Annotated in this window: 15 protein-coding genes and 1 pseudogene; 8 read left to right on the plus strand and 8 right to left on the minus strand. The window is 65.0% G+C overall.

Annotated features, from left to right (window positions below):
- The first annotated feature begins 146 nt into the window (after positions 1–146).
- The 6 genes and pseudogenes from AC1DYD_RS03785 to AC1DYD_RS03810 form a co-directional block, all read left to right on the plus strand.
- A complete protein-coding gene (locus AC1DYD_RS03785; protein ID WP_478171404.1) occupies positions 147–1,178 on the plus strand; it encodes a glycosyltransferase family 2 protein in 1,032 nt (343 codons plus the stop codon).
- A 4-nt stretch (positions 1,179–1,182) separates the two neighbouring features.
- Entirely contained in the window at positions 1,183–1,893 is a 711-nt protein-coding gene (locus AC1DYD_RS03790) for a class I SAM-dependent methyltransferase (RefSeq protein ID WP_478171405.1), read from the plus strand.
- 4 nt (positions 1,894–1,897) lie between these two features.
- Positions 1,898–3,061, plus strand: a complete 1,164-nt coding sequence (locus tag AC1DYD_RS03795) for a DegT/DnrJ/EryC1/StrS family aminotransferase (RefSeq protein WP_478171442.1) — start codon at positions 1,898–1,900, stop codon at positions 3,059–3,061.
- Positions 3,061–3,669, plus strand: coding sequence for a sugar transferase (locus tag AC1DYD_RS03800; protein WP_478171406.1), 609 nt, complete (start codon positions 3,061–3,063; stop codon positions 3,667–3,669). The genes AC1DYD_RS03795 and AC1DYD_RS03800 overlap by 1 nt, the downstream gene beginning before the upstream one ends.
- 334 nt (positions 3,670–4,003) lie before the next feature.
- The gene (locus AC1DYD_RS03805; RefSeq protein ID WP_478171407.1) at positions 4,004–4,336 is read left to right on the plus strand and encodes a hypothetical protein; all 333 of its coding nucleotides are present in this window, start codon (positions 4,004–4,006) and stop codon (positions 4,334–4,336) included.
- A 54-nt stretch (positions 4,337–4,390) separates the two neighbouring features.
- Positions 4,391–4,675: pseudogene (locus AC1DYD_RS03810) on the plus strand (helix-turn-helix domain-containing protein); the annotation flags it as partial.
- Between the two features lie 103 nt (positions 4,676–4,778).
- On the opposite strand, the gene AC1DYD_RS03815 reads toward AC1DYD_RS03810, so the two are convergent.
- From AC1DYD_RS03815 to AC1DYD_RS03845, 7 genes are all read right to left on the minus strand, one after another.
- Positions 4,779–5,567, minus strand: a complete 789-nt coding sequence (locus tag AC1DYD_RS03815; RefSeq protein ID WP_478171408.1) for an energy transducer TonB — start codon at positions 5,565–5,567, stop codon at positions 4,779–4,781.
- 13 nt (positions 5,568–5,580) lie between these two features.
- Complete coding sequence (locus AC1DYD_RS03820) at positions 5,581–9,510, minus strand: pilus assembly protein (RefSeq protein WP_478171409.1); 3,930 nt, start codon at positions 9,508–9,510, stop codon at positions 5,581–5,583.
- A 42-nt stretch (positions 9,511–9,552) separates the two neighbouring features.
- Complete coding sequence (locus tag AC1DYD_RS03825; protein ID WP_478171410.1) at positions 9,553–10,257, minus strand: pilus assembly PilX family protein; 705 nt, start codon at positions 10,255–10,257, stop codon at positions 9,553–9,555.
- The gene (locus AC1DYD_RS03830) at positions 10,258–11,388 is read right to left on the minus strand and encodes a PilW family protein (protein ID WP_478171411.1); all 1,131 of its coding nucleotides are present in this window, start codon (positions 11,386–11,388) and stop codon (positions 10,258–10,260) included.
- A 1-nt stretch (position 11,389) separates the two neighbouring features.
- Positions 11,390–11,767 carry a type IV pilus modification PilV family protein gene (locus tag AC1DYD_RS03835; RefSeq protein WP_478171412.1) on the minus strand — a complete coding sequence of 126 codons (378 nt, stop codon included), beginning with the start codon at positions 11,765–11,767 and terminating at the stop codon, positions 11,390–11,392.
- 83 nt (positions 11,768–11,850) lie between these two features.
- On the minus strand, positions 11,851–12,453 hold the full coding sequence (locus AC1DYD_RS03840) for a pilus assembly FimT family protein (RefSeq protein ID WP_478171413.1): 603 nt from the start codon (positions 12,451–12,453) through the stop codon (positions 11,851–11,853).
- Between the two features lie 16 nt (positions 12,454–12,469).
- Entirely contained in the window at positions 12,470–12,952 is a 483-nt protein-coding gene (locus AC1DYD_RS03845; RefSeq protein ID WP_478171414.1) for a type IV pilin protein, read from the minus strand.
- A 206-nt stretch (positions 12,953–13,158) separates the two neighbouring features.
- On the opposite strand from AC1DYD_RS03845, the gene AC1DYD_RS03850 reads away from it, so the two are divergent.
- A complete protein-coding gene (locus AC1DYD_RS03850) occupies positions 13,159–14,790 on the plus strand; it encodes a PglL family O-oligosaccharyltransferase (protein ID WP_478171415.1) in 1,632 nt (543 codons plus the stop codon).
- A gap of 124 nt (positions 14,791–14,914) precedes the next feature.
- Positions 14,915–15,832, plus strand: coding sequence for a hypothetical protein (locus AC1DYD_RS03855; protein ID WP_478171416.1), 918 nt, complete (start codon positions 14,915–14,917; stop codon positions 15,830–15,832).
- A gap of 12 nt (positions 15,833–15,844) precedes the next feature.
- On the opposite strand, the gene moaC is transcribed toward AC1DYD_RS03855, so the two are convergent.
- Positions 15,845–16,324 (minus strand): cyclic pyranopterin monophosphate synthase MoaC, encoded by a 480-nt coding sequence (moaC, locus tag AC1DYD_RS03860; RefSeq protein ID WP_478171417.1) that lies wholly within the window; start codon positions 16,322–16,324, stop codon positions 15,845–15,847.
- Between the last annotated feature and the right edge of the window lie 114 nt (positions 16,325–16,438).

Below are 16,438 nucleotides of genomic sequence, written 5' to 3' on the forward strand. Positions count from 1 at the left end.
GACCGTCCTGCTTGGAGGAGCTTGCCCGGCCACAGGTGATCGGAGGCAGCGCTTTGTATGATTGCACGGGGCACCCGAAATGACATTTTCCAGTTTGTGACCTGCATGCAATTGAAATGACCGCTACAACAGAGACCAGTTCAAGCGTGGCGCGCATCGTCAGCATCATCGTGCCTTGTCGCAACGAGTCTGCATACATCGAGCGCTTCTGCCAAAGCGCCTTGGGGCAGACAATGTCGGCCGATTGGGCACTCGAGTTGGTCATTGCCGACGGAATGAGTGACGACGACACGCGGGACCGCTTGGGGCGCTTGGCGAACGCTGACTCTCGTGTTGTATGGATCGACAATCCACACAGAATAACTTCGTCCGGCCTGAACAGGGCCCTGGCCCGCGCAGCAGGGTCCGTCATTGTCCGAATGGACGTGCACAGCGAGTACGCGCCTGACTACGTAGAGCAATGCCTCGCGGTGCTGGCGGAAACCGGTGCATCGAACGTCGGTGGCGCGTGGAAGGCCGAGCCAGAAGAAGGCGCAGCTTCAATGCAGCACGCGGTTGCGATGGCGTTCCAGTCTCGATGGGTGGCCGGCGGCGCCCTATCTCGCCGTCTCGACTACGACGGTTGGGCCGATACCGTTTACCTCGGATGCTGGCCGCGCTCGACCTTTGAGCGTTTCGGTGACTTTGACGAGGCGCTCGTACGAAATCAGGATGACGAGCACAACATGCGTATAGTTCGAGGCGGAGGACGTGTCTGGCAGTCGTCGCGAATCCGGAGCGTCTACAGGCCCAGGCGAAGCCTCAGTCAAGTCTTCCGACAGTATGTCCAGTACGGGTACTGGAAACCCTTTGTCATGAGGAAATTTGGTCAACCTGCCGCGTGGCGGCAACTTGTTCCAGGAGCGCTGGTACTCGGATTGACCGTCTCTGTGGGACTGGCAGCGTTCGGCGCGCCCATCTGGTCTTGGCTGGGACTACCGATCGCCTATGGCGCAGCGCTGATTGCGGTCGTGATAGCACTCGCAATCGAACATAAGCCGAAGGTCGGCGTGTTGCTGCGCCTTCCCGTTGTCGTTGCGGCTTACCAGCTCGGCTATGGATTGGGTTTCATCGCCGGCTGTTGCGATGCTCTGAGGAAGAGTGCCGCGCGAGATCGCTTTGCAGCGTTGACGAGGTAGCTGGGTGGATCAACGGGAGCTTCAGCATCAGGCCGAACTGGACGCCTTGCACAAGCGATATGCTGCACGTGAGGTCAAGGATTCTCGCTATCAGGTGACGGATGCGGCGGCTCTTCTGTCGCTTCAAGAGCGTCATCGCGTCGCAATTTCGCTGCTGCAATCCGCCGGCCTTTCGCAGATGGCAAGGCACAGTCTTGTCGAAGTCGGGTGCGGCGATGGATCGAATCTCCTTGATTTTCTGCGTTGGGGCTTCGCTCCGCAGCACCTCACCGGCATCGAGCTCCTGCCCGGTAGGGTCGATCTGGCGAGGGAGAGGTTGCCGAGCGCGCTCACGGTGCTCGCGGGCGACGCAGCCGCGGCTCCAATCGCCGAACGTAGCGCCGACATCGTTTTCTCATCGACGGTGTTTTCGTCGGTGCTCGACGACGCCGTTCAGCAGCGCTTGGCCGATGCAATGTGGTCATGGGTCAAACCCGGCGGCGGCGTGCTTTGGTACGACTTCGTCTACGACAATCCCTCCAACAACGACGTCCGGGCCGTACCACTACGTCGGGTGAAGGCCCTCTTCCCTCAAGGGCGCATGATGGTCCGAAGGGTTACCCTGGCACCGCCGATCAGCCGTCGTGTGTGTCGCGTTCATCCTGCGATCTATCACTTGCTCAACCTGTTTCCATTCCTGCGAACGCACGTGTTGTGCTGGATCGCAAAAGACTGACCGAATGTCGCCTCTACAGCCGTTCCTCCCCTTTGCCCTGCCCGACATCGACGACGAAGAAATCGCAGAGGTGGTCGACACCTTGCGCTCCGGCTGGGTCACCACGGGCCCTAAGGCCAAGCGCTTCGAGGCGGCGTTCGCCACTTTCCTCGGCGATGAGGATCTGCAATGCATGGCGGTCAACTCCGCGACGGCGGGCCTTCACCTCGCTTTGGAGGCCCTGGGCATCGGGCCAGGTGACGAAGTCATCACCACCACGCACACTTTCACGGCGACGGCCGAGGTGATTCGCTATCTTGGTGCCGACGTGGTTCTGGTCGACGTCGACCCTGAGACCCTTTGCATCGACCCCGGGCTGGTCCAGGCGGCGATCACGCCTCGCACCAAGGCCATCGTGCCTGTTCACTATGGCGGCCTGGCTGCGGACATGCAGGCCCTGCTGGCCCTCGCACGTGAGCACGATCTGCGCGTGGTCGAAGACGCGGCGCATGCACTGCCCGCGACTTGCGGTGGCCAATTGATCGGCACACTCGCGTCCGACGCCACGGTGTTCAGCTTCTACGCCAACAAGACCATGACGACCGGCGAGGGCGGCATGGTGGTGACGCGCGACGCCGAGCTGGCGAAGCGCATCAAGATGATGCGCCTTCACGGCATCAGCCGCGATGCGTTCGACCGGTTTCAGTCGAAGACGCCCGCCTGGTATTACGAGGTGGTTGCCCCTGGCTTCAAGTACAACCTGACGGACATCGCCGCGGCGATGGGCCTTCATCAGTTGGCGAAGCTGCCGCGTTTTCTGGAGCGGCGCCAGTACCTCGCTGCGCGCTATCGCGAGCAGCTGTCGGATTTGCCGCTTATTCTTCCCGCGGACGCCCCGGCTGGCGAAGTGCATGCGTGGCATCTGTACGTCATCCGCCTGAGCGAGTCCGCCAAGGTGACGCGCGACCAGGTCATCCAGGGCTTGTCCGATCGTGGAATCGGCACCAGCGTCCACTATGTGCCGCTGCATCGGCAGCCCTATTGGCGGGACCGCTACAACCTGACGCCCGACATGTTCCCGCATTCGGAGGCGGCCTATCAGGCCATGCTCAGCATTCCGCTGTTCACCGCGATGAGCGACGCCGATCAGGATCGGGTGATCGCGGCGCTGCGCGAGATCCTGGCCTGATGCTCAAGCGGGCGTTCGACCTGTCAGTCGCATCCTGCGCATTGCTGGTGCTGGCGCCGCTGCTGCCGCTCATTGCTCTTTGGATCAAGCTGGATTCGCACGGCCCTGTCCTGTTCTGCCAGGACCGCGTCGGCCTGCGCGGCCGGGTGTTCTCCATATACAAGTTCAGAACCATGTCCGCAGGTTCCGCGGCAGCCGGCGGCGCGCAGATCACCGTCGGCGCCGATCCGCGTGTCACTCGGGCCGGTCAATTCCTTCGTCGCCACAAGCTCGATGAGCTGCCGCAGTTCATCAATGTGCTGAACGGCGAGATGAGCATGGTCGGGCCTCGGCCCGAGGTGCCGCGCTATGTGGCGCTTTATCCGTCGGAGGCGCGAGAGCTGGTGCTGAGCGTGCGTCCCGGCATCACCGACCTCGCCTCTATTGCGTACAGGGATGAAAACCGCCTGCTCGCGGCGGCCGACGATCCCGAGGCGTTCTATGTGGAGGTTGTGCTTCCTGCAAAGCTCGATTACGCCATTCAGTATGTTCGGGCACGCAGCTTGTGGTTGGACCTGGTTATCGTGGGAAGAACCATCGCGGCTCTGATCGGTCCGTCTGATCGTTAGCGGGCCAGTGGGGGATCAACTGCACGCGCGTTGAAGCTGGCGCTGGCGTGGCTCCGCTGTTCGCATCGCCCAAACCTTGTCGCTATACTGCGGCGGTCACGTCAAAAAAAAAGGCGTGATCGGGATTGGCGTCCCAAAGCACCGCTGCGACGCAAGCCGCAGCCTTCACCGCAGAGGGTCTGCGGCTTTGTCGTTCGTGCCTCCATTTTTTGGCGGCTCGGACGGGGAGCCGCAAGGCTCGCCGGTTCGCGCAAGCGGTGCCCGGTACGCCAACCTGTTCGAGTCGCCGCCACCAATTGGCGTTGGGGGCGGCGGTTGTGGCAAACCGCACCGCTTGGAGGCCATCATGGCTAAATCCTCTCGCGCATCCGCGCACTCCCTCGTAACGCCCGCCCAAAGCCGCGCCATCGACGTCGCCGACCGATTGGGCGACCTGAAGGACGTGTACCGCGCCTGCGTCTGCATTGAACGTTTCATCCGCCCCTTTCACCTGCACGAGCACGACGAGTTCAGCGCCACGCCGGCCGAACTGGGCGCCCTCGTGGCGGCGGTCAATGCGGAGTTCGAACGCTGCCTGCAAGCCATCGATGCCGCCGGCGATGCGCTGCTAAAGGCGCTGCGCAAAGCGGCGCGCAAGGCCCTGAAAGCAAAGGCGAAAGCGCGATAGACGCGCTGCTGAACTGCGCCGGCCCCCGGCCTCTGATCCCCGGTACCGTGAAGATTGGCTGCTCGGCGCAGCCAAGTCGCCCGGCTCGGCGCCGCCCAAGCCCGTGCGCAGCGAGCTTGTTCGCAGCTTGGCGCCCAGGTGCGCGCACTGCGCATCGCGAGCGGCGCTTCTGGCGGCGAGCTGGCGCGGCGCTCGGAGGTTTCGCGCTCCTTGCACTCGCGCATTGAGCACGGGCTGGTCTCGCCCTCGGTCGAGACGCAGGCGCGAATCGCGAACGGCCTCGACGTGCCTGTGTCGCGCTTCTTCTCCGATCAGCCCACGCGCTCCGACCGATGCAACGGCGCTGCACGGAGTTGAAGACATCGGAACGGAGCCGGTGTCCTACCTGTCGGTGGTATTCACGTTTCGCAGGTAGCAGGGTCGGTCCATCCGATCCCTGCCCTCAGTCCAGGCGCCCACTTCTCACGATGGACAGTTGGCGATCGTCCAGCGGCGTGCTGTCGAACACCACTTCCACCCGCACCCTCGACTTGACGGCACGGCTGTCGACTTCGCCCGGAGAAAAGCGCGCAGCCATGAAGGCCTCGCGGGCCGCCCGCTCCAACGGCGCGGGCAAGAGCGGTTCGTTGGCCTCGATCCACTGCACCTGGCCCGTTTCGTCGATGAAGAGCGCAAGGATGCCGACATGTCGCTCGCCATCGTCCTCGCCGTCTGGCGCGGCAATGACCACGGGCGTCTGCGCCACTGGCGCAATCGTCAGCAGGGGGCGCGGCACATAGTCGTCCTGGATCGCCGCTCCCTTTGGCTCCGCAAGCATCGGCGCCTCCGCGTCGAGTGCGGGCTGTGGCGCTTCGTCGGACGCCTTCGTCGTCGGCGCCGACCTCGAGGGTTCGGGCGGCGGAGCCGGGCGATCGGGGGCGGCCAGGTTGGTGGGAACGGATGACGCTGCCGCTGGCTTCGACCCGGCATGCGCCATCGGACCCACTCTCGTCGTGATGTCCGATCGCATGTTCGGCGCACTCGGAACCAGCAGTCGCGCCTGAATCTTGCCGGCCAAGCCGTAGGGCGCCCGCGCCGCCTGCCGGGGCGGCGCCGGAGGCGCACGCATCGTCAGCAGCAGGAGGTGCGCCGCCAGCGACACGGCAATGCACAGCGGCAGCGCACCGCGCGCGCCTGGCAGCCAGGATGACGCGCGAGGAGGCCCGCCTGCCACCGCGTCCATCGCCGTCATGCTCGTCGCAGCATCAGTCCGTCAATTCTCGCCACGACGTCCGATGCGCACTGCCGGTGCCAGTGTTCGACTTGATCGGCGGAATCTCGCTCTTGATGCTGCCATCGCTGTTCTGGTAGATGATGCGCACGTTGCCGTTGCTGTCCTTGATCCAGCTCATGCCGACGATCAAGGCATTGCTGTTCCACAGCTCGCCCGCGGGATTGGTATTGATCACGCCGCCATTGGCGACGTTGAGGTAATAGCGCCATGACGCACCGCCCGAGTCGCAGGCGTTGCCGCTTGGAATGGTCGTGCCGATCGACAGCGTGCTGAACTGCAGGCCCAGGTTGCTCGACACGCGCTCGCCCGTCTGCGGCAGGTCCACCCGCCAGCCACCCTTCGTGCCCCAGTCGACCTTGTTGTCGGTGACCGCCGCGGACACCGGCTTGCCGTTCGCATCGTTGGTCAGGGTGAAGGTCTGGATGACGAAGTCGGTGGTGTTTGCGCGCACATCCCCCCAGCCCGAATTGGTGAGCGTGTCTCTCACGCCGTAGATGCTCTGCTGCGTGGTGTTCTCGATGTCACTGACACCCAGGTAGCGTCCGGTCGCCACGACGACCACCGGGTGGCCGGAGACGTCCACCGTCTCGGGCTTGATCGTGATGGGCTGTGGCGTATTGGCGTCGATCTGGAACTTGGCGAGCAGCAGGGCGCCCTTGTTCGGTTGCACCAGGTCGTCGATGTCGAAGCGCCAGAGATTGCCCAGCAGGTCGCCGCCGTAGAAGCGGGCGGCCGTGTTGTCGCTCGGGCTGTCGATCCATGCATTGACCTTCGCCAGGCCGCTCGGACTGCTCGTGCTGCCGGCGGTCGTGGGGACGTCCATCAGCTTGGTGCCGGTGTTCGCATCGAGCACGAAGAGCCGGCCCTTGCCGTCGGAGGTGTTGTTGTAGCCGGAGGCAAAGACCACCACCCAGGTGCCGTCCTTGCGCTTGGTCACGACGGGGTTGCCGAAGCTCAGGCCCAGGTTGCCGTCGGTGAACTCCCACAGCGCCTTCGGAGTGCTGGGGTCGGTGATGTCGAGGGCGTAGTAGCTGTTGCCGCCGCTGTTGAGGCCTCCCACGAGGATGGTCTTCCAGACACCGCCGGCCTTGATGTCGGCCATCACCGGTGCACCGTCCACGAAGTACTGGTGCTTCGCCGCGTAGCCGCTGTCGGCCAGCTTGTACATGTTGGCCATCACGCTGCCCGGCACGTAAGCCCAGAGCTCGGTGCCGCCGTTGGTGCTGTCGGCCGAGAACGCATGCAGCATGCCGTCGTTGGCGCCGACATACACCACGGGCGCCCGCGTCGCGTGGCTTGTCACGAAGTCCGCGTAGCCTGCATCGGCATAGCTGAATGGCGGCTTGCTCACGTGCACCGGGGCGCCATTGACAATGTCGCCCAGCACATGGTCCCGTTTGCGGTAAAGCGCTGCCACCGTGTTGCTGGACGCGTCGATGCTGCTGCTCTCGTAGGTGCGTGTCCCGCGCAGGTAGTTGACCAGGTTGGCGCCGGTCTCCGCCAGTGCCTTGTCGCTCACCGGGCGGCTCGTCGACGTGGCGGTCGAGAGAGAAGCGCATTGCGACGGCACCACGGTCCGGGTCAGGGCGCAGAAGTTGTCGAAATACGCCTTTTGCGCGGTGCTGAGGTTCGCGTACTCGAAACTTTGCAGCGTGCTGCCATTGCTGAAGTAGATCTTGCGGCCGGAGGCCGAGGTCGTGTCCAGCTTTTCTTGCGCAGACCAGATCGGCGTCACGCTGAGCGAAGCATCCTGGCCCGTGAGCTTGTAGGCTTGCAGGTCACCGGTCCACAGGCTGGTCGTGTAGCTGGCCTTGTACAGCTGGTTGTTGTCGCCTGCCACCAGTTCGAGCGAACTGGTCGAGGCCGCGGAAGCCGAACCGGCGACCTGCTGGACCGAGGTGACCACGCCGTTGATGGCCTCGCTGAGCGCACTCGCGCTCAGCGCCGAGTAGTACTGGCCGCGGCCATTGACCGCTGCATGCCAGAGATCGTCGACTCGTGTGGCGCCCTCCTTGAGGGTCGGATCGGGCCAGTTCAGTGCGCCGCTCTTCAGGTCTGCGTAGGAGCCCGCCGTCTGGACCAGATAGTCCCGGTCGTAGGTCAGCGTGCCGCTCACGCCCAAGCCGATGGTGAAGGTGTTCATGTGCTGCCACTTGGCCTTGTCGCTGCCCACCTCGGGGACCAGGTTGCCGCACACGTCCTCGGTGGAGCCCGAACTGCTCGACGAGCAATTGCCCAGGTCGCTGGTGCGCAGGTCGGTGGCGTAGTAGTACTCGGCCACGTCGGCCAGGGTGTTGGAGTCGCCTCCCACGGTGCCGATCGTGCGGGTGGTGGGGCCGGCCACGAAATCGCTCGACGACGGCGGCGTCGGCGTGGCATCCACGACGACTGGCGCCGAATAGCTGCTCCAGGCGCCCTGTGTGGCCGTGGAATACGTCGTGCCGTCGTTGCCCGCGGTGGATCGGTTGACCGAGGTCGACGTGGCAGTGCCGCTGTCGGTGAAAGTGCTTGTCGCCGTCGGAGCGCCGGTGTCGGTGTCCGTCACCGTGACCTGGGAGGTGTTGACCCAACCGGAATAGCTGATGGCGCTGGTCGTCGTGGTCGCCGTGCCTCCATCAGGCGTGACGACAGTCGTGGTCCGGGTCGCCGTGCCGACCTGTACCGTGACCGACTTGTGGGTCTGGGTCTGCGTGAATACCTGATTCTGCGTTTCCGTCGTGACGGTGTAACCGTTATTTCCCCGCCTCCTGGACGATATCGTGGTCGCGATCCGGGTCCAAGCGGCAGTGCGCGTTTGCGTGCTGGTCTCGTTGCGATAAGCCTTTGCCGTCGAGGTCGTGACGTCGATGGTCGCCTTCGTGGCACCGTCGCGCATCGGGCGGTCTTCGGCGCCGTCTTGTTCATCGACGGTGGAGGTGCCGTCGAGCTTGAACGGCCCGTAGGTCGATGATTCGGTGTTCGTGTTCCAGTAGCCGTCGGTCGACAGGAGCGTGTAGTTGCGCTGGCACGAGTACTGCACGGGGTCGTAGGTCTGGCCGGATGCCTTGTTGGCGTAGTACTGGCCGGCCTTGGACAGTGCGCCGCGCAGTGGCGTCCAGCTGCTGGGGGTGGCGCCATAGAGGCTGCTGTAAAAGTTCGTCTTTTGGGTCTTGTCGAAGTCCTTCACGTCCCGAAAGTAGTTCTTGCCATCCTGGACGCCGGTGTCGCTGATGGTGCTGAACCCCACGCGGTAGCTCGAATCGAGCTTTGAAATCGCCTGGCCCATGGCCGTGCGCATGAGCAGATAGCGCTTGCGATAGTACGAATACCAGTTGGCGTACTTTTGCGCATCGGCCAACGCGCTGGTCATCGTCACCTTGGTGAAGAGCGTGCTGGCGGTCCCGGTGCTCAGCATGCACTCGTTGTAGAAGGTGTTCTTGACGACGCCGTTGGTGTCGTAGACCCAGCCCATCTTGGGCTGGGTTCCGCTGTACGTGTAGTAGTAGCTGCTGGTGAGGTCGGTGGTGGAGCTGTTGCTGACGTAGCCATCGTCCAGCGCCTTGGTGAAACTGGCGTTGGGATAGGAGGTGCCGTCGGCGTACAGCGGCGGCGCGTAGGTCTGCGAAGGATCGAAGGCCACCCCATTGCACTGGGAGGTCCAGTAGCCGTAGCGGCCATTCGAGCTCATGTCGTCCGGCATATAGGCCGAATCCATGCTGCCCGAGTCGTCCAGAATGAACATCAGGTTCGGCTTGGCCTGCACGGTCGGCAGCGTCGCCAGCGGCTGGTTCGACAGGTCGGTGGCGGCCTGGAGGCCCGGCGCGAATGCTGCCGCCACGGCGGTGGCCGCCGTCAGAAGGAGGATGCGGCAGACGCTGAGGCTGCGCTCGGTCCGGGATGCGACGGCTGTTTGTTGTTTCATGGCCTGGGGTTCCTCTGCGGGCGCCGGGACGGCGCTCCCTCTTCAGAAATGCACGATGGTTTCGGTGAAGCTGGCGGTGTTGCGCGCGCCGAGCACGCGCACGACGATGCGGTAGTAAGGGCCGGAAGTGCCGGCGAAGCGGGCAGGGTCGGTGTAGTTCAACTCGCCCCTCTTTGCCGCTGTGCTGCCGGTGTTGGCGATGGGCTTGGCGCAACTGATGGTGTTGTCGGTGGTGAAGTCGCCGGGCTTGGAGCAAAGTCGAAAGATCACGTAGCTCGCGTTGTTGCCGTTGATGGTTCCCGCGCTCGCAGTGAGCACGCTGCAGCTTCCGCCCGTCATGTACTTGCAGCCGTCGCCGTCCCAGTCGACCAGTTGCCGACTGGTGGTGCCTGCCAGTTGCCGGCCCGTGACGTCCACCGGCGACTGGACCGTCGTTCCGTCATCCGCCAGTTCCAGGGTGCTCGCGTAGTACCCGCTCTTGCTCACGCTCAGGTTCAGGCTGGCACTGTTCAGGGTCAACCAGTCGATGGCCTTTCGGGTGGCCTGGTCGGCGCTGGAGGTGGCGTCCTGCTTGAAGCCGAGGTTGCCCATCAGCAGCGTGCTGGTGTCGACCGACCGAATCAGCGCCAGGGTGGCGAGCAACAGCGCCACCAGCGTGATCAGTGCGAATATCAACGACACGCCGCGCTGAACACCGCGACGAGGGGCCGCGTGCCTGCGGGAATGTGGATGGCTGGTGGTGCTCATTCAGGAGTTCCAGAGCATGTTGCGCAGGGGGATCACCGTGTCGTAGACCTTGTAGCGGTAGTGCTGCCAGTCGGTGAGTTGATCCACCTTGAGCGCGATGCATTTGCTGGTGCCCTGGCACGTGGTCGTGGTGGCTCCGTTGATGGTGCCGGTGGCGCCCACGTCCCATTGCGGCGCGGTCAAGGTGATGGCGTCCTTCTCGTACTGGTTGCTGCGCGCCACCACCGCCACCCGGATGGAAAGCACCTGCAGCCAGCCGGCGTTGGTGGTCGGTGTCGTGGTGTCGTAGGTGTCGACCACGCCGTCGTTGTTGGTGTCCTTGCCGTACATCGCCTGCAGGTTGACGATCTGCGGATAGAGTTCCTGCGTGCTCGTCCCGCCCGTGGTCGGCGACAGTTCAGTGACCGAGAGGTTGTGCGCACTGTCGACCGCGTAGGTGCGGTAGACCATCGATCCCATGTTCAGCACGTAGCTGCCCGACAGATACCCTGATGCCGGGAAGATGCCACTCTGGTTCCATTTTCCGGTTGTCCCGGCGGCATGCGGCAAGCGCGTGGTGCTGAGCGTCGTCTCGGCGGCCCCGAGGTCGTTGGTCACATTGAACAGCGTGCACCAGTTGCTCGGGCCCTGCACCTTGGGAACGGCGATCATCATGTTGCTTGCGACTGCGCCCAGGGTCGAGGCGACCACGAAATAGGGCGTGGTCTGGGGGTGGTCCTCCGTCAAGATCATCGGCGCCGAGAACCCGGCCGTACGGCCCTGCAGCACGGTGATGGTGTCGGGCGCGCCGCTCGCGCCATCGCCGATGACAACGGGCGCCAGCGTGAATGTGAAAGGGGTACCCGCGGCGTCGAACTGGCGTTTGACGAGGCAGCCCAGCGCATCGGGGCTGGCGGTCGCCCCATAGCCGGCCATCTGGATGTCGCTCTGGAGCGTGTACAGCGAGAGTGCGCCATTGACCTGCGCATCGCTGCCCATGGTGACTGAGCGCTTCTTGCCTTCGGCCAGTGCGAGCACCTGGCTGATCACCAGCACGGTGAGCAGGCCCAGCAACAGGCCGACCATGAGTTCGACCAGCGTGAAGCCGCGTTGCCTGTTCGTCGAGAAGCTTGGCGGAGTGATGCGCGGCATTTCAGCTCCCTGCCTTGGCGACCGTGGTGGAGGTCACGTATTTGTGCGTTTCACCACTCGGCAGGGTCCAGTCGATTTCGACGGTCACATCGCCGGTGGGGACGTCCACCGTGATCGCCCCCGTGCCGCCCGGCAGGCCGCTGGCCACCTTGCCTTGCCACTCCTTGCAGCGATCGAGCGACGCGCAGCTGCTGCCGCTGTAGCCGGCGAGATTGGTCAAGTCCGACCACATGCGCCCGACCGCCTCGCTGGCGAGGTAGGCCGCGTCTGCGCGGATCTTGGACTCCGTCTGGGCGCGCGTCATCGAAGTCTGCAGCCCCACCAGCCCGAGCACGCCGAGCATGAAGATCAGCAGTGCCACGAGCACTTCGACCAGCACGATGCCACTTTCGCTTCGGCGTCCGGCACCGCGAAGGTGCGGACGCGCAGCGAGTCGGGGAAGTTTGGAAGCAGGCATCGCGGTTACTCGGCGGGGCACTTGCGCGGGTCGTTGGCGTCGCTCACGCCGGGGTCGCACATCCGAACCTGGCCTGCCGACGTGATCGCGATGCGCAGATTGCGGTAGTTGACGTCGGAGCCGGTACCGGTCACGTCGATCTTCTGGATCGGGTCGGTATTCGCGATGCGCCCGAAGCCGTTGAAGGTGACGCTGGTGGCCGCGGTGCCGTCCGATTGGACGGCGCTCACCGAGACCCTGCCTCCGCTGTCTCCGACGGCCCGGCCGGTGACGATCATCGGCGACGAGATGATGGAGGGGGGATCCGCGCAATGGGAGAGCGGCGAGTTCACGCTCACGACCCAGGAGCCGCTGCTGCCCGAGAGTGTGCAGTCGTTGCTCAGTGTGCTCGGATTGTCGACCGCAACCAGCCAGAACGAGATGCTCTGATTGCGGCGGACCGCTTCGCCACGCGCGATCTGAAGCCCGTTCTGCAGCGAGTCGGCGACGCCGCGAATGCGCGTGTTGTCGATCCAGGTGCCGATGCTCGGCATGGTCGCGAAAAAGAGCATCGCCAGCACCGCGATGGTGACGACGATTTCGACCAGAGAGAAGCCGCGTTGTCTCATGGTGTGCCCGGCGCGTTCAGCAGTCGGCACTCTTGGTGAGCCAGCAGCTTGCGGCCACGGTGCCACCCTTGAACTTGGTGGTGGTGCGGTCGCCGTTCTGATTGATGGTGTAGTCGTAGCCGACCGCGCGTCCCGCAACACCCGTCGCAGTGATGATGTAGCTTTGCTGCTTCGAGTCGCCCGCGACGGTGTTGGCGCGGCAATCGAAACTGAAATACTTGATGGTCTTGGGAAAGGTGTTCCAGGTATTGGCCGCTGCGTTGTCGGCGCAAGCAGTGGCCGAAGACCCGTAATTGCGGTTGTCCTGGTAGTACTGCTCCATCTTCGTCCGGTAGTCGGAAAGCGCGTTGAATGCTTCCGGAAGCTGTCCGCGCCGCACATAGTCGACGTAAGAAGGAAGCGCCACGGCCGCCAGAATCCCGATGATCGCGACGGTGATCATGACTTCGATGAGCGTGAAGCCTCCCGAGCGAGAACGAGGCGGGGAAACGTTGTGCACAGTAGCGACCTTTGACCACTTGATTTAAGTCACAAATTGTCACTGGATGGTTTTTTTCGCCGGCGCCGCTTGTCCGCGCATTGATTCCTTTCGTCGCCAGCCCGTCGAAAATCTGTGAACTTGTCGCATTAATGAATCCTTCTTTGGTTCTCGCTTCCATCTCGCGGGGTGAAGGTGCCGCCGTCCCTCCTTTGGCGCGAAGAGCCGTGCTGAGCGTGGCGTTGGCCCTGCCTTTTCTCTTTCCCTTCGCGGTCGGACCTTCGGTCAGCGTTCTGCAGCAGCTGGCGGCGTGGGGTTGTCTCGCCGTGGCCGTGGCGCTCGGACCGATCGCGCGGCCTTCTTTGGCCCTCCTGGGTTGGCTGGGCGTGGTGGCCTTGGCCGTGTTGTTCGGCCGCGGGAGCCAGTTGGCGTTCGATCTGTCGACCCTGCTCGCGGTGGCGGCGGTCGGCCTGGCCGCGGCCGTGGGGGCACGGATGGCGGATTCGCGCTCGCCCGCCCCGCTGGCTTGGGCCCTCCTCGCCGCCGGTCTGGCCAGTGCCCTGTTGGGTCTGCTGCAGTACTTCGGCCTCGCCGGCCCCGTGGTCCCCTGGACCACCGCCCCCGAGCTCGGCCAGGCCTACGGCAACCTGCGCCAGCGCAACCAGTTCGCCACCCTGATCAGCATGGCGCTGATCGCGGCGCTGTGGCTGCACGCGGTCTCCGGCCGCCGGGTGCGCCTGGCGCTGCTGCCGGCCGGCGTGCTGCTGGTCGTTGCCGCAGCCGCGGCGACCTCCCGGACCGGCTTGCTCCAACTGCTGTCGATCGTCGGCATCTCGGCCTTCCTGGCCTGGCGGGAGCGCGCCCGCGCGCCCGTCCAGTCGTTGCGCCTCCCCGATCCATGGCTGATCTTGGCCGCAGTGCCTGCTTACTTCGCCGTCTCCTGGCTGCTGCCGCATCTCACCGGTTCCGAGGTCGAAGGCATGATGAGCCGCTTGCGCGACGGCGCCCCCGACGCCCACAGCCGGCTGCTGCTCTGGCGCAACGTCATCGACCTGATCGCCCAGCACCCCTGGGCCGGCTGGGGCTGGGGCGAGCTGAAGTTCGCGCACTTCAGCACGCTCTACGCCGGCCCGCGCTTCGTCGAGATCCTCGACAACGCCCACAACCTGCCGCTGCATCTGGCGGTCGAGCTCGGCGTCCCCGCGGCGCTGCTGGTCTGCGCCGGCTTCGGCGGCCTGGTGCTCGCCGCCCGTCCCTGGCGCGAGACCGACCCGGCGCGGCTGACGGCCTGGGGCCTGCTCGGCGTGATCGTGCTGCACAGCCTGCTCGAGTACCCGCTCTGGTACGGCCCGTTCCAGCTGGTCTTCGGCCTGTGCCTGGGCTACCTGTGGCCTGCTGCGCCGACGGCGGTTCGCTCGCCCCGGCCCCCACGGCTGGCGGCCCGCGCATGGCCGGCCGTCGCGGCAGCCGTCCTGTTGGCGGCGGTCGGCTACGCCGCCTGGGACTACACCCGCATCAGCCAGGTCTACCTGGCGCGCGACAAGCGCCTTGCGGCCTACCGGGACCGCCCGCTCGAGCAGGCGCAGCGCTCCTGGCTGTTCGAGGCGCCGGTCGCCTTCGCCAGGTTGACGCTGACGCCGGTCACGCGCGCCAATGCCGCCGAGGTGCATGCGCTGGCGCAGCAGGTGCTGCACTTCTCCCCGGAGCCGGCCGTGGTCGTCAAGCTGATCGACAGCGCGAAGCTGCTGGGCTACGAGGACGAGGCCCACGCCCAGGCGGTGCGCTTCAGCGCCGCCTTTCCGGCCGACCACGCGCGCTGGGCCGATGGCAAGGCGGTGGACGAGGATCCCGCCGAGTAGGCTCGACTCTTGCCTGCTTCGCCCGGAGCCTGTACCTGTATGTAGTTGTTTCGAGTTACATTTCGTCCAGTCCGCCCCTGTGGCGGCAGCCGCAGCCTAGCGGGCCAGATCCAACGGACCCACCATGACCCACTACAGTTTCGTGCACCTCGAGTTCGGCCATGCCCGCCGGGCGCTTTCCATCGAGCTGCTGGCCCGGTTTCGGGATGCCTTCATGAGGCCCGGCGACCGCGTCACGCTGGTCATCGTCGACAACGCCGGGACGGCCGGCGAAGCGCCCTACACCGGTTTCGGCTTCGAGGCGGCACAGGTCATCCCGGGGGACAACTCGAATCGCGAGTTCTCCGGCTGGGATTCAGGCGTGGCGGCCATCCTGTCCCACAGCGACGAGCCCGACGTCTGGATCTTCACGAACGATACCGTGGCGCGGCACCACGGCTGGAGCCCCCAGCGAGCGGCGCGATTCGGCCAGGAGATCGAGAGGCTCAGCACCCATTCGGGCCCCTGGATCCTGGGCGAGGTCAACGACTATGTGCGCTCGGTCAACACCCCTCTGGGGCCACAGCTCGAGTACATCGTGACCTACGGTTTCGCGATGAACAAGACGCTGCGCAGGGGGCTGGCGACGCTCTCTCCCGGCAACGAGTTCCTGGATTCGCTGGTGCACGACAGCTACGAGCCGGCCCGCAAGCTGTTTCGCGACCACGTCGATCCCGCGTACGCCGAAACGCGCCTGATCTTCATGGTGGCCGATCCGAACCAGATGGTGGAGACCAAGCGCAAGTACAAATGGAACAGCGGCTGGTACAAGGCCAGCCCGCTGAGCGCCGAAAACTTCGAGGACATGCGCATGAAGCTGCGCTGCGTGCTCTCCGAGACCCTGCTCAGCGTGCGTGCGAGACAACTGGGCGCAGACATCCGGTCGCCCTACGACGCCCGCAACGGTCGCGAACGCGTTCGTCGGACCCTGCAGTTCTTCGCGGACAAGCTCTGGGAGCGACGCTTCATGCGCCGATTGGAAAAGACCTCGCCGCTGCGCTAGGGCGAACAGGCGCTAGCCGGCCACCCAGCTCCCCGACTTCCCGCCATGCTTTTCCAGCACGTGGACGTCGGTGATGCGCATCCCCCGGTCGACCGCCTTGCACATGTCGTAGACCGTGAGCAATGCCACCTGGACGGCGGTCAGGGCTTCCATCTCGACCCCGGTCGGCCCGACGGTCTCGACCGTTGCGGTGCAGGCCACCTGCGGCATGCCACCATCGGCCAGCGCGAAAGCCACCGCCACGCGGGTCAGCGCCAGCGGGTGGCACAGCGGGATCAGGTCGCTGGTCTTCTTGGCCGCCTGGATGCCGGCGATGCGGGCGACGCCCAGCACGTCGCCCTTCTTGGCGTTGCCGGACTCGATCAGGGCCAGGGTCGAGGCCTGCATCTCGATCCGGCCGGTCGCCACCGCCACCCGGTGGGTCGCCGGCTTGGCGCCCACGTCGACCATGTGCGCCTGGCCCTGGGCATCGAAATGGGTAAGTGGACTCATCTGTGAACGTTCCGTGGAGTAAAGCATCATACGGGGCCGAGCCCTGGACAGGAATTCCACGCTTGACTGCCATCGACCGACCCCCTTCCCCCGCGCCGCGGCGCGGCGCACGCC

This window comes from Variovorax sp. P4_B11, assembly GCF_056402355.1.

Excerpts from the sequence above, each read along its gene's own strand:
- AC1DYD_RS03795 (WP_478171442.1), top strand. The coding sequence starts at position 1,898 with ATGTCGCCTCTACAGCCGTTCCTCCCCTTTGCCCTGCCCGACATCGAC.
- AC1DYD_RS03800 (WP_478171406.1), top strand. The coding sequence starts at position 3,061 with ATGCTCAAGCGGGCGTTCGACCTGTCAGTCGCATCCTGCGCATTGCTG.
- AC1DYD_RS03815 (WP_478171408.1), bottom strand. The coding sequence starts at position 5,567 with ATGACGGCGATGGACGCGGTGGCAGGCGGGCCTCCTCGCGCGTCATCC.
- AC1DYD_RS03820 (WP_478171409.1), bottom strand. The coding sequence starts at position 9,510 with ATGAAACAACAAACAGCCGTCGCATCCCGGACCGAGCGCAGCCTCAGC.
- AC1DYD_RS03825 (WP_478171410.1), bottom strand. The coding sequence starts at position 10,257 with ATGAGCACCACCAGCCATCCACATTCCCGCAGGCACGCGGCCCCTCGT.
- AC1DYD_RS03830 (WP_478171411.1), bottom strand. The coding sequence starts at position 11,388 with ATGCCGCGCATCACTCCGCCAAGCTTCTCGACGAACAGGCAACGCGGC.
- AC1DYD_RS03840 (WP_478171413.1), bottom strand. The coding sequence starts at position 12,453 with ATGAGACAACGCGGCTTCTCTCTGGTCGAAATCGTCGTCACCATCGCG.
- AC1DYD_RS03855 (WP_478171416.1), top strand. The coding sequence starts at position 14,915 with ATGACCCACTACAGTTTCGTGCACCTCGAGTTCGGCCATGCCCGCCGG.
- moaC (WP_478171417.1), bottom strand. The coding sequence starts at position 16,324 with ATGAGTCCACTTACCCATTTCGATGCCCAGGGCCAGGCGCACATGGTC.